At 75.4% G+C, this 15239-nt stretch carries 14 protein-coding genes; 8 read left to right on the forward strand and 6 right to left on the reverse strand.

Annotated features, from left to right (window positions below):
* Positions 1–15 precede the first annotated feature (15 nt).
* Positions 16–912, forward strand: a complete 897-nt coding sequence (locus ACFQ8E_RS12395) for a LysR family transcriptional regulator (RefSeq protein ID WP_430550861.1) — start codon at positions 16–18, stop codon at positions 910–912.
* Positions 913–930: 18 nt separating this feature from the next.
* Here the strand turns inward: ACFQ8E_RS12395 and ACFQ8E_RS12400 are convergent, their stop codons facing one another.
* On the reverse strand, positions 931–1731 hold the full coding sequence (locus ACFQ8E_RS12400; RefSeq protein WP_430550862.1) for a class I SAM-dependent methyltransferase: 801 nt from the start codon (positions 1729–1731) through the stop codon (positions 931–933).
* Between the two features lie 94 nt (positions 1732–1825).
* Here ACFQ8E_RS12400 and ACFQ8E_RS12405 point away from each other — a divergent pair, with 94 nt between their 5' ends.
* On the forward strand, positions 1826–2767 hold the full coding sequence (locus tag ACFQ8E_RS12405) for a D-2-hydroxyacid dehydrogenase family protein (RefSeq protein WP_430550863.1): 942 nt from the start codon (positions 1826–1828) through the stop codon (positions 2765–2767).
* Between the two features lie 3 nt (positions 2768–2770).
* Here the strand turns inward: ACFQ8E_RS12405 and ACFQ8E_RS12410 are convergent, their stop codons facing one another.
* Both ACFQ8E_RS12410 and ACFQ8E_RS12415 read right to left on the reverse strand, forming a co-directional pair.
* Entirely contained in the window at positions 2771–3244 is a 474-nt protein-coding gene (locus ACFQ8E_RS12410) for a hypothetical protein (RefSeq protein ID WP_430550864.1), read from the reverse strand.
* 43 nt (positions 3245–3287) lie between these two features.
* On the reverse strand, positions 3288–4238 hold the full coding sequence (locus tag ACFQ8E_RS12415) for a helix-turn-helix transcriptional regulator (protein WP_430550865.1): 951 nt from the start codon (positions 4236–4238) through the stop codon (positions 3288–3290).
* 147 nt (positions 4239–4385) lie between these two features.
* On the opposite strand from ACFQ8E_RS12415, the gene ACFQ8E_RS12420 reads away from it, so the two are divergent.
* Together ACFQ8E_RS12420 and ACFQ8E_RS12425 are read left to right on the forward strand one after the other, a co-directional pair.
* Positions 4386–5510, forward strand: a complete 1125-nt coding sequence (locus ACFQ8E_RS12420; RefSeq protein WP_430550866.1) for an epoxide hydrolase family protein — start codon at positions 4386–4388, stop codon at positions 5508–5510.
* Positions 5511–5614: 104 nt separating this feature from the next.
* Positions 5615–6463: a siderophore-interacting protein gene (locus tag ACFQ8E_RS12425; RefSeq protein ID WP_430550867.1), complete on the forward strand. Its 849-nt coding sequence runs from the start codon at positions 5615–5617 to the stop codon at positions 6461–6463.
* 12 nt (positions 6464–6475) lie between these two features.
* On the opposite strand, the gene ACFQ8E_RS12430 is transcribed toward ACFQ8E_RS12425, so the two are convergent.
* Entirely contained in the window at positions 6476–6952 is a 477-nt protein-coding gene (locus tag ACFQ8E_RS12430; RefSeq protein WP_430550868.1) for a hypothetical protein, read from the reverse strand.
* A gap of 118 nt (positions 6953–7070) precedes the next feature.
* On the opposite strand from ACFQ8E_RS12430, the gene ACFQ8E_RS12435 reads away from it, so the two are divergent.
* Positions 7071–8336 carry an amidohydrolase gene (locus ACFQ8E_RS12435; RefSeq protein WP_430550869.1) on the forward strand — a complete coding sequence of 422 codons (1266 nt, stop codon included), beginning with the start codon at positions 7071–7073 and terminating at the stop codon, positions 8334–8336.
* A gap of 24 nt (positions 8337–8360) precedes the next feature.
* Here the strand turns inward: ACFQ8E_RS12435 and ACFQ8E_RS12440 are convergent, their stop codons facing one another.
* Positions 8361–9119 carry an IclR family transcriptional regulator gene (locus ACFQ8E_RS12440; RefSeq protein ID WP_430550870.1) on the reverse strand — a complete coding sequence of 253 codons (759 nt, stop codon included), beginning with the start codon at positions 9117–9119 and terminating at the stop codon, positions 8361–8363.
* Positions 9120–9245: 126 nt separating this feature from the next.
* On the opposite strand from ACFQ8E_RS12440, the gene hutH reads away from it, so the two are divergent.
* The 3 genes from hutH to hutI are packed head-to-tail and all read left to right on the forward strand — an operon-like array spanning position 9246 to position 13824.
* A complete protein-coding gene (hutH, locus tag ACFQ8E_RS12445; protein ID WP_430550871.1) occupies positions 9246–10832 on the forward strand; it encodes a histidine ammonia-lyase in 1587 nt (528 codons plus the stop codon).
* A gap of 32 nt (positions 10833–10864) precedes the next feature.
* Complete coding sequence (gene hutU / locus ACFQ8E_RS12450; RefSeq protein WP_430550872.1) at positions 10865–12544, forward strand: urocanate hydratase; 1680 nt, start codon at positions 10865–10867, stop codon at positions 12542–12544.
* Between the two features lie 2 nt (positions 12545–12546).
* On the forward strand, positions 12547–13824 hold the full coding sequence (gene hutI / locus ACFQ8E_RS12455) for an imidazolonepropionase (RefSeq protein WP_430550873.1): 1278 nt from the start codon (positions 12547–12549) through the stop codon (positions 13822–13824).
* Positions 13825–14009: 185 nt separating this feature from the next.
* Here hutI and ACFQ8E_RS12460 read toward each other — a convergent pair whose 3' ends face one another.
* Entirely contained in the window at positions 14010–14945 is a 936-nt protein-coding gene (locus tag ACFQ8E_RS12460; protein WP_430550874.1) for an arginase family protein, read from the reverse strand.
* Positions 14946–15239 lie beyond the last annotated feature (294 nt).

The raw sequence follows: 15239 nt of genomic DNA on the forward strand, positions 1-15239 counted from the left end.
CACCGGGAGTGATCAATGGAGCTGCGGCAGATGGAGTACCTCGTCGCGGTGGCGGAGGAGGGCCACTTCACGCACGCCGCGGCGCTCTGCGGCGTCACCCAGTCCGGCCTGTCCGCCGCGATCCGGAACCTCGAGCGCGAGCTCGGGGCCGACCTGTTCGCGCGCACCACGCGGCAGGTCGCGCTCACGGACGCCGGGCGGGCGCTGCTGCCGTTCGCGCGGCGGATGCTCGCCCAGGCCGCCGCGGGCCGCGACGCCGTCGTGCGGGCGAGCCACCAGCTCTCGGGCCGGCTGCGGCTCGGCGCCGAGCAGTGCCTCGGCGTGGTCGACGTCGCGCCGCTGCTCGAGCGGTTCCGCCTGCGCTACCCGCTCGTGGACGTCCAGTTCACCCAGGCCGGATCGCGCGAGCTCACCGCGCAGGTGCGGGCGGGCGACCTCGACGTCGCGTTCGTCGCGGCCACCGAGCACCTCGGCTCCCTGCGCCGGCTCGAGCTCGGCCGCCGCCCGATCGTGCTGCTCACGCACGCGACCGATCCGCTCGCCTCGGCCCCCGAGGTCGCGTGGGAGGACCTCGTCGACCGCGACTTCGTCGACTTCCGGGAGCAGTGGGCCATCCGGCGGCTCGCCGACGACGCGTTCGGCGCCCGGCACCTCGAGCGCCGGGTGCGGATGAGCGTCGACGACGTGCACACGCTGCTCGACTTCGTGCAGCGCGGCCTCGGCATCGCCGTCATCCCGCAGCACGTCGCGACCAAGCCGCAGGCCGCGGGCCTCGCGGTGCTGGAGCTGCCCGCGCGCGGGACGCCCGAGTGGGTGGTCGCCGCGATCGCGGCGCCGACGGCCGAGCCGACCGCCGCCCGCCTGCTGGAGCTCGTCGGGGAGGCGAACCTGGCGGTGGCGCAGCCGGCCTGAGCCGGCGGTGCGCACAGGTCAGGGCTTGCGGGCGGTGCAGCGGAAGCGGACCTGCGTGACGTCGACCGGGCCGGAGCCGTGCAGCTCCACGAGCCGCTCGACCTGCGTCGCGACGTCGAACCCCGGCACCGTCCACGGGGTGAGGGCGAGATAGGTGACGACCGCCTCGACGTCGGCGAAGCGGAGCCGCCCCCGCCACTCGTCGGCGGCGTCGACGGTCAGCCCCGACCGCTCCAGGTCCGGGCGCGCACGGTCGAGGCGGACGTGCGGGTAGAGGGGCTGCGCACCGAACGCGTCGCGCAGCTCGAACGCGTCGCGCCCGTCCACCTGCTGGGTGAGGAACGCGCCGCCCGGGGCCAGGACGCGCGCCACCTCGGCGGCGTCGTACGCCTCGTGCCGCGCCATGAGGACGTCGACGGAGCCGTCGGCGAACGGCATCCGCGGGTCCGCCTCGGCGTCGTACGCCAGCACCGGCACACCGTAGGGCGCGAGCCGCTCCCGGGCGACCGGCTCGTTCGGCGCCCAGCCCTCCGTCGCGACGACCGTTGCCCCGGACCCGGTCGGCAGCCGGTCCAGCAGCGCGGACAGGCGCTCGCCGCCGCCCGTCCCCAGGTCCACGACGGTGCCTCGCCCCGCGTGCTGCATCGAGGCGAGGCAGTCGGCCTCGAAGTCCCACGGCGGGTCGTCGGAGGTCGTCGCGCCCGCGAGGACGGCGAAGTCCCAGCCGACCATGGTCGTGCGGCGGTACAGGTCGACCAGCCTGGTCACGAGGCCGTCGGCACGGTCGTCGGCACGGTCGTCGGCACGGTCGTCGGTCATCCGGCGAGGTTAGCCACGCACGCCCGCGAGCGCGCCGCCATTTCCCCGGTAGCGTCGGCACCGCCCGAGAGCCGGGCCGAACGAGGAGGTCACCGTGCGCGTCGCCGTCCTGGACGACTACCAGCGGGTCGCCCACCGCTTCGCCGACTGGGCGAGCCTGGGGGCCGAGGTCGACTTCCTCGACCGCCCGCTGCCCGACGACGACGCGGTGGCCGCGGCGCTCGCGGGGTACGACGTCGTCGTCGCCCAGCGGGAGCGGACGCCGTTCACCGCGGCGCGGCTGGCGCGCCTGCCCGACCTGCGGCTCCTCGTGACCACCGGGCGGCAGAACGCGGCGATCGACCTCGCCGCGGCACGCGAGCGCGGCGTGGTCGTGTGCGGCACGGAGTCGCCGGCGAACGCGACGCCCGAGCTCACCTGGGCGCTGGTCCTCGCCGTCCTGCGACACGTGCCGGCCGAGGACCGCGCGATGCGCGAGGGCGGGTGGCAGCACACCGTCGGCGGCGACCTGGAGGGTCGACGTCTGGGCATCGTCGGGCTCGGGCGCATCGGCGCGCGCGTGGCGCGGGTCGGGCGGGCGTTCGGGATGGACGTCGTCGCCTGGAGCCAGCGCCTCGACCCGGCGAAGGCCGCGGAGGCGGGGGTGCGCGCCGTCGCGAAGGACGAGCTGTTCGCGACGTCGGATGTCGTCACCGTGCACTACAAGCTGAGCGACCGCAGCCGCGGCATCGTGGGCGCCGACGACCTGGCCCGGATGAAGCCGACCGCCGTGCTCGTCAACACCTCGCGAGGACCGCTCGTGGACACGGACGCCCTGCTCGCCGCGCTGCACGACGGTCGCCTCGGCGGGGCGGGCCTCGACGTGTACGACGTCGAGCCGCTGCCCGCTGACCACCCGCTGCGCTCCGCGCCGCGCACCGTGCTCACGCCGCACCTCGGGTACGTCACCGAGGCGACGTACCGCACCTTCTACGGCCAGGCCGTGGAGGACGTCGCCGCCTGGGCGGCGGGCGCGCCGGTACGGGTGCTGACGTAGGCGTCAGACCGACATGCCCGCGCTGTCGAGGGTCGCGGTGCCCGTGGAGAAGACGGTGAGCAGCCCGCCGAACACGAACAGCATCGCGAACACGACGTAGAGCACCGCGAGCGACGTGAAGATGATCGACAGCCACAGGCCCCACTTGCCGAGCGGGTTGTCGACGCCGGCCTTCTTCGACTCCGACAGCGCCATCGCGGACACGACGATGCCCGCGGGGGAGATGACGAAGGCGAGGATGAAGCCGACGATGCCCATCGTGCGGCCCGGCGGCTCCGGGGCGTAGGCCGGGTACGCCGGGTACGGCGCCTGGGGGTACTGGCCCTGGTACTGGCCCTGGGGGTGCTGGCCCGGTGCGGCCGGGTAGCCCTGCTGCCCGTACGCCTGCTGCGGGTAGGGCTGCTCGGCGTAGCCGGGCTGGGGCTGCTGCTGGCTCGGCTCCTGGTACGGCTGGCCGGGCTGGTACGGATCGCTCACCGGCACAGTCTGACGCAGCGCGGGGTGCAGGTCGAGGGCGCCGTCAGCCCGGGACGGCGCGGGCGTAGCGCGCCGCCAGCACGCGCAGGTGCTCGACCAGCTCGGGCGGTCCGGTGACGTGGAAGTCGAGGCCGAGCAGGCCGATCCAGACCGCGACGACCTCGGCGCTGTCGCCGCCGGTGACGAGCACGGACCGCCCGTCGGGCAGGGGCTGCACCGTGCCGACGGCGGGGTTGATCCGCGCCAGCACCTCCTGCGCCGGCGCGTCGACCACGACGCGCGCGTGGAACGCCCACCCCGTGCGCGCGACCTCCTGCACGACGAACGTGGTGAGGTCGCCGGGGAAGGGCGCCGGGGCGAACCGTCGCCCGCCGGGGGTGCGCAGCCGCAGCCAGTCGACGCGGTAGGGCGCCCAGGCACCGGTGGCCGGGTCGCGGGCGACGAGGAACCACCGCTGCTGCCACGCGACCAGGTGGTGGGGCTCGAGCTCCAGCGGCTCGCCCTGGTAGTCGCAGCGCACGCCCTGGTGGTCGCGGATCGCCGCGGCCAGCGCGGTCAGCTCCTCCGGGTCGACCTCGGGCTCGTCGGTGTACGGGCCGGTGTTCGCCGGGCCGGCCGTCGACGCCGTCCGGAGCGCCGAGACCTGCCGCCGCAGCCGGTCCGGCAGCACCTGCTCCAGCTTGGTGAGCGCGGACTGCCCGGACTCCTCGAAGCCCGCGGTGCCGGTCGCGGCGCGCAGCCCGACGGCGACGGCGACCGCCTCGCCGTCGTCGAGCAGGAGCGGGGGCAGCCGCGCGCCCGCGCCCAGCCGGTAGCGCCCGCCCGGGCCGCGCACGGCGTGGACGGGGTAGCCCAGCTCCCGCAGCCGGGCGACGTCGTTGCGCACCGTGCGGCCGGTGACGTCGAGGCGCTCGGCGAGCTCGGCGCCCGACCAGTCGGGACGCGACTGGAGCAGCCCGAGCAGGGCGAGCAGCCGTGCGGACGTGGAGCCCATCGTGACCTCCGGGAGGGTCGCCGGGGACGTGCCGAGAACTCGTCGGAACTCGTCCAGAGTAGAGGAAAGAACCCTTCCTGAACCGTTCCTATCGTGGGGTTCAGGAGCAGGGGCACGGGCCCCGCTCACGACCTCGGGAGACCCGCCATGAACGCCATCCGCCTCGAGACCAGCCCCTTCACCGTCGCCGTCCCGCAGGCCGACCTGGACGACCTGCAGCAGCGCCTCGAGCGCACCCGATTCGCGCCGGCCGCCCCCGGCGACTCGTGGGAGTACGGCACCCCCGAGTCGTACCTGCGCGACATGGTCGAGCGCTGGAAGGCGTTCGACTGGCGCGCCGTCGAGCGCCGGCTCAACGCCTTCCCGCAGTTCACCACCGAGATCGACGGCCAGCCGCTGCACTTCCTGCACGTGCGCTCGCCCCACCCGGACGCCACGCCGCTGCTGCTCGCCCACACCTACCCCGGCTCGGTGCTCGACCACCTCGACATGATCGACCCGCTCGTCGACCCGGTCGCCCACGGCGGGCGCGCCGAGGACGCGTTCGACGTCGTCGTGCCGTCCATGCCCGGCTTCGGGTTCTCGACGCCGCTGGTGGGCGAGGGCTGGACGATGGCGCGCGTCGCGCGCACCTACGACGCGCTCATGCGGGGGCTCGGCTACGACGCGTACGGCATCCACGGCAGCGACGGCGGGGCGATGGTCTCGCGCGAGCTGGCGGTCCTCGACCCCGAGGGCTTCCTCGGGGCGCACGTGCTGCAGCTCTTCTCGTTCCCGTCCGGCGCGGAGGGGGAGATGGACGGGTTCGGCGAGAAGGAGTTCGCGGCCCTCGGCCACCTCCAGTGGTTCCAGTCGGTCGGCGCGTACAACGTCATGAACGCGTCGCGCCCCCAGACGATGGCGGCCGGCCTGGCCGACTCGCCGGTCGCGACGCTGGCGTACCACGAGCTCTTCGAGAGCTTCGGCAACGGGACGTCGCTCGTGCGCCCGGAGCAGGTGCTGGCCCAGGCCACGCTGTACTGGCTGACCAACACCTATGCGACGGCCGCGCGGTACCACTACGCGGAGCAGCGCTCCGGCGCCGAGCCGGTCGTGAGCACCGGGCGGATCGGCGTCGCCGTCTTCAAGGACGACTTCCGGACGATCCGGGCCCTCGCCGAGCGCGACAACGCGCGGATCGAGCACTGGTCGGAGTTCCCCCGCGGCGGCCACTACGCCGCCCTGGAGGTGCCCGACGACGTCGTCGCCGACCTGCGGGTCTTCTTCGGCTGAGCCGGCCGGACCGTCACTTCGGCAGGCAGTGGATCTGTTCGGCAGGGGAGGGTGCCGAACAGATCCTCTCCATGCCGAACTGATCGTCGTGGTGGAATCGACAGGTGTTCACGCGACCCCGCACCCCGCTCGACCTGGTCCCCCGGCGCGTGCGCGTGCACGCCGTCACCGAGCTCACCGGCACACTGCGCCGCATCACGTTCCGCGACGTCGACGGCGCGGAGCCCGGCGCCCAGACGTCGCTCGCGGCGCTGCGGGCGCCCGGACCGGAGGACCACGTCAAGGTCTTCCTGCCCGACCCCGCCACCGGGGAGCTGCACGCGCCGGTCCTGGCCGCGGACGGCGGGCTGCAGCGCCCGACCGGCGTCGTCTCCATCTCGCGGGACCTCACCGTGCGTGCCGTGCGGACGGTCGACGGCGCGGCCGAGGTCGACGTCGACTGGGTGCTGCACGGCGACGAGGGGCCGGCGTCCGCCTGGGCGGCGCGGGCGGCGGCGGGCGACGAGGTCGTGCTCGTCGGGCCGCGCGGCAGCGTGGGCGTGCCGGACGGGATCGGCCGGCTGACCCTGGCCGGCGACGAGACCGGCCTGCCGGCCCTCGCGCGCTGGGTGGCCGCCGTCGGGGCCGACGTGCCGGTGACCGCGATCGTCGAGATCGGCGACGACGTCGAGGAGGACGTCGTCGAGGGGGAGCTGGGGCGCGCGGACGTCGAGATCCTCTACCGCGCCGACGGCCCCGGCCAGCTCGCGGAGGCCGTGCGCTCGCTCGGCGGGCTGGAGCCCGACGAGCTGTTCGTCGGGCTCGGCGAGGCGGACGACCTCGTGCCCGTGCGCCGCTACCTCCGGCGCGAGCTGGGGCTGCCCGCCGAGCAGGTGCACGTCTCCGGCTACTGGCGGCGCGGCACGGTCAACCTCGACCACCACCTGCCCCTCGACCCGAGCGACCCGGACTGAGCCGGCGAGGAGTCAGGCCGCGGCGCTCTCCGTCTCGCCGCGCAGGGCGTCGATCTGCTCCTGCAGCGTGGACAGCAGGTCGGCGACCTTCTCGGAGCCGCTCTCCCGCGCCTCGTCGGTCACGTGCTTCACCTCGGCGGACGCCGCCTCGAGCGCCACCTGCGCGTCCTCGAGCGCGACCACGGCGCCGTCCTGGGACTGCTCGGCCCGCGCGAGCGCGTCGCGCGCCTCGTCGGTCGCGGCCTGGGCGGAGGCCATCGCGTTCGTGACGTCGGTGCGGAGCTCGTCGGGGATACCGGTCACCTGCTCCTCGATGCGCTGCAGGTCGGAGTCGATGGCCTCCGCCTGGCTCTGCGCGTCGGCGATGAACTGTTCGACGTCGGCGGGCGCGGAACACGCGCCGAGCATCATCGCGAGGGCGAGGAGGCTCGCCGCGGCGAGACGGGTCGTCGTCTTGCCCTTCGTGGTGCTCGTCGTCGCTGACGTCATGGCCACGATTCTGCCCTGCCAACCTGAACATTCCCTTATAGGGCCGTGGAGATCTTGCACACAGGTGGCCCTCCCGGCTGACCAGGACGGCAGCGCCGCGCGGCGGCAGGATGACGCCATGACCGCGCTGACGACGCCCGAGCTGACGGACCTCTACAACGACCTGCACGCCCATCCGGAGCTCGGGTTCGCCGAGCACCGCACGGCCGGGATCGTGGCCGACCGGCTGCGCGGCTGGGGCTACGACGTGCACGAGGGCATCGGCGGGACCGGCGTCGCCGGGGTCCTGGCGAACGGCGCCGGGCCGCGCGTGCTGCTGCGCGCGGACATGGACGGGCTGCCGGTCACCGAGAGGACCGGCCTGCCGTACGCGTCGACCGAGGTCACGACGGCCGCCGACGGCCAGGAGACCGGCGTCATGCACGCCTGCGGCCACGACGTGCACGTCACCTGCCTGCTCGGTGCCGCGGCCGAGCTCGCCGCGCGCCGGGGCGAGTGGTCGGGCACGCTCCTGCTCGTCTTCCAGCCGGCGGAGGAGCTGGGCAACGGCGCGCGGGCCATGCTCGACGACGGCCTGTACGCGACCGTCGGCGGCGCACCCGACGTCGTGCTCGGCCAGCACGTCATGCCCACGCCCGCCGGCGTGGTGAGCGTGACCCCGGGCGTCGCGATGTCGGCCACGGACTCCCTGCGGATCACGCTGCACGGCCGCGGCGGGCACGGGTCGATGCCGGAGACCACCGTGGACCCGGTGCTCATGGCCGCGGCCACGGTGCAGCGGCTGCAGGGCGTCGTGTCCCGGGAGGTCGCGGCGGGCGACTCGGCGGTCGTGACGGTCGGCGCGATCCGCGCCGGGACCCAGCCGAACATCATCCCGGACCGGGCCGAGCTGCTGGTCAACGTGCGGACCTTCACGGAGCCGGTGCGCGAGCGCGTGCTCGGCGCGATCCGTCGCATCGTGGCGGCCGAGGCCGCCGCCTCGGGCGCCACCGAGGAGCCCGACGTCGAGACGATCACCACCTTCGCGGCCATGGTCAACGACCCCGAGGCGGCCGAGCGCACCCGGCCGGTGCTGGCCGCCGCGCTCGAGGGGCAGCGGGCGCTGATCGAGGCCGTCGGCGGCCGGCCCGTCGTCCTCACCCTGCCGCCGATGGCGGCGTCGGAGGACGTCGGCGAGCTGGCCACCGACGCCGGGGCGCCCCTCGTGTACTGGTTCCCGGGTGGCTTCGACCCGGCCCGGTTCGCGGGCGTCGACCTGGCGGCCGGCCGGCTCCCCGAGGGCGTCGCGTCCAACCACTCGCCGTTCTTCGCCCCCACGCCCGAGCCGACCCTCGACCTCGGCGTCGCGACCCTCGTCGCCGCCGCCCAGGAGTGGCTGGACTGAACCGCTCGATGCTCCTCGGGTGGGTCAGCGCGCGCCCAGGCGGCGGCTGATCTCGGCGGCGGCACGGCCGGCCGCGGCGGCGAGCTCGTCGCGCCGGGCGGCGTCGACGTCGTCGGACCAGAACGTCAGCGCGACCCCCGCCACGGGGTGGCCGGTGTGGTCGAGCGCCGCGTGGGCGACGGACGCGAGGCCGGTCGTGACCTCGCCGTCCTCGGTGGCGTGGCCGCGGCGGCGGGTGTCACGCAGCACCTCGCGCAGGTCGCGCAAGGTGCGCGGCCCGACGCCGGTGCGGTCGGCGAGCGCCGCGGCCGACGGGAACAGCGCCCGCACCTGCGGGGCGGGCAGCAGCGCCAGCACCGCGCGCCCGCTGGCCGTGAGGTGGCTGGGGAGGCGCACGTCGACGTCGGTCACGAGGCTGGGCCGGTGCGGGGCGCGCTGCTCCACGAGGTACAGCACCTCCCGCCCGTGCAGGACGGCGAGGTGCGCGCTCTCGCCCGTCGTCTCGACCAGCCGCGCGACGACGGGGCGCGCCAGCCGGGCCAGGGGCGCCTGCCGCGCGTACGCCGAGCCGAGCGACAGCGACGCCGTCCCGAGGCCGTACCGGTGCTCCTCCGGCAGGTGGGTCACGAAACCCTCGTCCACCAGTACCGACAGCAGGTGGTAGACGGTGGACCGCGGCAGGGCCAGGTGCTGCGCGACCGCCGCCGCGGGGACGGGGCCCGCCTGTGCGGCCAGGTACGTCAGCACCCGGAGCGTGCTGCGCGCCGCGGGGACGTCCGCCATCGTGCGCCCTCCTCGAACTACCTCGGCGAGAACGGAACTACCTCGGTGCGGTAGGTGTCTGGGATCTCAGACTGAACCTCGCCGGAACCCGTGTCCAACGAGGCATCGACGGTGTGTGCTGGCCGCATGACCGTCACCACCACCCGTGCCGTCGTCGAGCTGAGCGGCGACCCCCTGACCGTCGACGCCGTCGTCGCGGTCGCCCGCCACGGCGCGCAGGTCCACCTCACCGACCGCGCGCTGGCGGGGATGGCCGCGAGCCGCGCCGTCGTCGAGGACCTCGCCGACGACGCGCGCCCGCACTACGGCGTCTCCACCGGCTTCGGCGCCCTCGCGCGCCGCCACATCCCCACCGACAAGCGGGCGCAGCTGCAGCTCGGGCTGGTGCGCTCGCACGCCGCGGGCAGCGGGCCCGAGGTGGAGCGCGAGGTGGTGCGCGCGCTGCAGCTGCTGCGGCTCGCCACCCTCGCGACCGGCCGGACGGGCGCCCGCCCGGTGGTCGCGGAGACGTACGCGGCGATGCTCAACGCCGGCATCACGCCCGTCGTGCACGAGTACGGGTCGCTCGGCTGCTCCGGCGACCTCGCGCCGCTGGCGCACGTCGCCCTCGCTGCGCTCGGGGAGGGGCCGGTGCGAGGAGCGGACGGCGAGCGCGTCGACGCCGCCGAGGCGCTCGCGGCGGCGGGGATCGCGCCGCTGGAGCTGCGCGAGAAGGAGGGCCTGGCCCTCATCAACGGCACCGACGGCATGCTCGGCATGCTGTGCCTCGCGCTCGACGACCTGCACCGCCTGCTCACGACGGCGGACGTCGCCGCGGCGTCGAGCGTGGAGGCGCTGCTCGGCTCGGACGCGCCGTTCGCCGAGGACCTGGTGGGCATGCGGCCGCACCCGGGGCAGGCGGCGTCCGCCGCGAACCTGCGGGCGCTGCTCGCCGCGTCGCCCGTCGTCGCGAGCCACCGCACCTTCGACGCCGAGGGTCGGCCCGAGTGCACCCGCGTGCAGGACGCGTACTCGCTGCGCTGCGCGCCGCAGGTGCACGGCGCCGCGCGGGACACCGTCGAGCACGCGGCGTCGGTCGCGGGGCGCGAGCTCGCGTCGGCCATCGACAACCCCGTCGTCACCGTGGACGGCCGGGTCGAGTCCAACGGCAACTTCCACGGCGCGCCCGTCGCCTACGTGCTGGACTTCCTCGCGATCGCCGTGGCCGACGTCGCGAGCATGAGCGAGCGCCGCACCGACCGGTTCCTCGACGTCGCGCGCAACGAGGGACTGCCCGCGTTCCTCGCGGACGACCCGGGCGTCGACTCGGGCCTGATGATCGCCCAGTACACGGCCGCCGGGATCGTCTCGGAGCTCAAGCGGCTGGCCGCGCCGGCGAGCGTCGACTCCATCCCCTCGTCGGCGATGCAGGAGGACCACGTGTCCATGGGCTGGGCCGGGGCGCGCAAGCTGCGCCGCGCCGTCGACGGCCTGGGCCGCGTGCTGGCCGTCGAGCTCATGACCACCGCCCGCGCCCTCGACCTGCGCTGCACCCCCGAGACGGGCCTGGCGCCCGCCGCGGGCACCGGCGCCGTGCACGCGCTGCTGCGCACCGCCGTCCCCGGGCCCGGGCCGGACCGGTTCCTCGCCCCCGAGATCGAGGCCGTGACGCGGCTCGTCGCCGACGGCGAGGTCACCGCCGTCGCGAGCGCCGCCGTCGGCCCGCTCTGCTGACCGCCCCGAACGACCTCCCGAAGGAGACGACGATGTCCCACGCCATGTCCTACGACCGGGGGACCCCCGTCCCCGTCCGTGCGCCGCGCGGCACGACGCTCACCGCCCGCAGCTGGCAGACCGAGGCGCCGCTGCGGATGCTCATGAACAACCTCGACCCGGAGGTGGCGGAGCGCCCCGACGACCTGGTCGTCTACGGCGGCACCGGTCGCGCGGCGCGCGACTGGCCGAGCTTCCACGCCATCGTGCGCACGCTCACGACCCTGGCCGAGGACGAGACGCTGCTGGTGCAGTCCGGCAAGCCGGTGGGCGTGCTGCGCACGCACGAGTGGGCGCCGCGCGTGCTCATCGCGAACAGCAACCTCGTGGGCGACTGGGCCACGTGGCCGGAGTTTCGGAAGCTCGAGGCGCAGGGCCTGACGATGTACGGGCAGATGACGGCCGGGTCGTGGATCTACATCGGCGCGCAGGGCATCCTCCAGGGCACGTACGAGACGCTCGCCGCGGTGGCCGCGAAGCGGTTCGGCGGCACGCTCGCCGGGACCCTCACGCTCACCGGCGGCTGCGGCGGCATGGGCGGCGCGCAGCCGCTGGCCGTCACGCTCAACGGCGGCGTGTGCCTGGTGGTCGACGTCGACCGGTCGCGCCTGGACCGGCGGGTGCGCGAGCGCTACCTCGACGAGGTCGCGGACGACCTGGACGACGCCGTCCGGCGCGTCGAGGCCGCGAAGGCGGAGCGCCGGGCGCTGTCCGTCGGCGTCGAGGGCAACAGCGCCGAGGTCGTGCCGGAGCTGCTGCGCCGGGGCGTCGCGGTGGACGTGGTCACGGACCAGACGTCGGCCCACGACCCGCTGTCGTACCTGCCCGTCGGCGTCCCCGTCGACGAGTGGCACGACTACGCGGCCGCCAAGCCGGAGGAGTTCACCGACCGGGCGCGCGAGTCGATGGCGCGGCACGTGGAGGGCATGGTCGGCTTCCTCGACGCGGGCGCGGAGGTGTTCGACTACGGCAACTCGATCCGCGACGAGGCGCGCCGCGGCGGCTTCGACCGGGCCTTCGACTTCCCGGGCTTCGTCCCGGCGTACATCCGGCCGCTGTTCGCGCAGGGCAAGGGTCCGTTCCGCTGGGCCGCGTTGTCCGGCGACCCGCGCGACATCGCCGCCACCGACCGGGCCGTGCTCGACCTCTTCCCGGACGACGACCACCTGCACCGCTGGATCCGCGCCGCCCAGGAGCGCGTCGCGTTCCAGGGTCTGCCCGCCCGCATCTGCTGGCTCGGGCACGGCGAGCGCGACCGCGCGGGGCTGGCGTTCAACGACCTCGTCGCGTCCGGCCAGGTGAGCGCGCCCGTCGTCATCGGGCGCGACCACCTCGACTCCGGCTCCGTCGCCTCCCCGTACCGGGAGACAGAGGGGATGGCCGACGGCTCCGACGCCATCGCCGACTGGCCGCTGCTCAACGCGCTCACCGCCGCGTCGTCGGGGGCCACGTGGGTGTCGCTGCACCACGGCGGAGGCGTCGGGATGGGGCGGTCGATCCATGCCGGGCAGGTGTCGGTCGCGGACGGCACCGACCTCGCGGCGCAGAAGCTCGCGCGGGTGCTCTCCAACGACCCGGGGCTGGGCGTGCTGCGGCATGTCGACGCCGGCTACGAGGACGCCGCGGCCGCCGCGTCGCGGGGCGGGCTGCGCGTGCCGATGCGAGAGTCGTAGGCATGCGCGAGGTGGAGCACCCGGGCGGGTCGCACCCGGCCACGCTGATCCTGGGGATCGGCGAGCTGACGACCAACGACCCGTCGCTCGGCGACGCCGGCGACCCGACCGGCCTCCTCCGCGACGCCGCGCTGCTGCTCGACGGCGGCCGCGTGGCCTGGGCGGGCCCGGAGAGCGCGTGCGCAGACGGCGTGGAGCAGGCGCTCGGCCGCGCGCCGGACCGCGTCGTCGGGGTGGACGGGCGCGCGGTGGTCCCCGGCTTCGTGGACTCGCACAGCCACCTGGTGTTCGCCGGCGACCGGTCCGCGGAGTTCGAGGCGCGGATGGCCGGCCGGCCGTACGCGGCGGGCGGGATCCGCACCACGGTCGCGGCGACGCGGGCGGCGTCGGACGACGCGCTGCGGGCCGGGCTCCGCCGGCACGTCGACCAGGCGCTGACGCAGGGCACCACGACCCTCGAGACCAAGAGCGGCTACGGGCTGAGCGTCGCCGACGAGGAGCGTGGCGTGCGCCTCGCGCGCGAGGTCACCGACGAGGTGACGTTCCTCGGCGCGCACGTGGTGCCGCCCGAGTTCGCCGGCGACGCCGGAGGGGCCGACGCCTACGTCGACCTCGTCGTCGGGGACATGCTCGCCGCCTGCGCCCCGCACGCGCGCTGGGTGGACGTGTTCTGCGAGACGGGTGCCTTCACGCCCGAGCAGTCGCGTCGCGTGCTGGAGGCCGGCGCCGCCGCGGGCCTCGGCGTGCGCGTGCACGCGAACCAGCTCGGCCCGGGGGAGGGCGTGCGGCTCGCCGTCGACCTGGGCGCCGCCGCCGTCGACCACTGCACGTACCTGTCCGACGACGACGTCGCGGCGCTCGCGGGCTCGTGGTCGGGGTCCGGTGACGCGCAGGGGACCGTCGCGACGCTGCTGCCGGGCGTCGAGTTCTCCACCCGCCAGCCGTACCCCGACGCGCGCCGCCTCCTCGACGCCGGCGCCGTCGTCGCGCTGGCCAGCGACTGCAACCCCGGCTCGTCGTACACGAGCTCGATGCCGCTCATGGTGGCGCTCGCGGTGCGGGAGATGGGCATGACCGTCGCCGAGGCCGTCTGGGCCGCCACGTCCGGCGGCGCCCGCGCCCTGCGGCGCGACGACGTGGGGCACCTCGCGCCCGGCGCCCGCGCCGACGTCGTCGTCCTCGACGCCCCCAGCCGCACGCACCTCGCCTACCGCCCCGGCGTCCCGCTGGTGCACGGGGTGTGGCACGCCGGCCGGGAGGTCGTGCACCCGCCGAGGTAGCTCCCTTCCCGCCGAGGTAGTCCAGGTCCTCGCGAGGTAGCTCCCTTTCCGCCGAGGTAGCCCCGTTCGTGGGGGATAAGGGAGGTTTTGTCCCTTGAGTCCGAACTACCTCGGCGCGGATCGAACTACCTCGGCGAGGACCTGACTACCTCGCGAGGATCTGGACTACCTCGGCGGGAAGGGGGCTACCTCGGGCGGAGGGCGACGCCGGCGAGGACCTCCAGCACGCCGAGGGCGGCGAGGCGGACGGTGCGGCCGTCGGGGGAGTCGGCGGTCGCGTCCACCTCGGCGAGGTCGACGGAGCGGACGCGCGGGTCGGCGGCCGCGGCGCGGACGAGGGCACGCAGCTCCCAGGCGGCGAGCCCGCCCGGCACGGACGCGGGGCAGCCGGGGGCGACGGAGCGGTCGCAGACGTCCACGTCGACGTCCAGGTGCACCGGCCCGCCCGCGGCGCCGGCGACGTCCAGGGCCTCGCGGACGACGTCGGCCAGCCCGGCGGCGCCGTTGCCGCGGGCGCGCAGGTCGTCGAGCGTCACGACCGTGATCCCCAGGTCGCGCGCCCGGCGCGCGTAGGCGGCGCTGTTGGCGAAGTCCGCGATGCCGACCTGGACGACGCGCGCCGGGTCCAGCCCGGCCTCGACCAGCCGCCGCACCGGCGAGCCGTTGGAGACGCCGTCGCGCAGGTCGTAGTGGGCGTCGAACGTGACCAGCCCGGCCGTCGGGAGGTCGTCGCCCCACGCGCCGAGGGCCACCGGCACGGTGAGCGCGTTGTCTCCGCCCAGCGCGACGACGGCGCGGGCGCCCGCCAGCGCTGCCCCCACCGCGGCCCGCGCGCGGGCCTCGCCCTCCGGGCCGTCGGGCTCGTCGACGTCGCCGTGGTCGACGACGTCGAGCTCGCCGAGGTCGACCGGCACGCCGTCCGGCCCGGTGATCAGCGCGGGGCTGTAGCGGCGCAGCGCGTCGCGCACCGCGGCGGGCGTCGCGTGCGCGCCCGTCGTCGACAGCGAGGTGCGCCAGGTGGGGACGCCGACCAGGGCCAGGTCGGTGCGCGAGCCCGTCGGTGCAGGCCAGCGGCCCGCGCGGGGCCAGAGCGGGTCGTGGGGCAGGGGAACGGAGGTCACCTGCCGACCGTACGACCACGATGAGGTGCCTCACATACCCAGGGCATCTCCTGTGATTCGTGGTGGGTCGCTGCTAGGGTTCGATATTCGTAGGTTCGATACCTTCGTTCGATCATGTCGATCATTCGATCGCCTGATCCTCCCCTTCCTCGATCGTGCATGGAGCTCCCGTGACCGTCAGCGTCCCCGAGAGGACCGACCTCACCGCGCGTCTCGACGTCGACTTCCGTCGCGTCGCCAGTGCGCTGTGTCGGTGAACCCTCCGCGTCGCTGACCGCGCGCTGACCGTCGTCG

Origin of the sequence: Isoptericola sp. NPDC056573, assembly GCF_042793335.1 — a bacterium.
Classification (GTDB): Bacteria; Actinomycetota; Actinomycetes; order Actinomycetales; family Cellulomonadaceae; genus Isoptericola.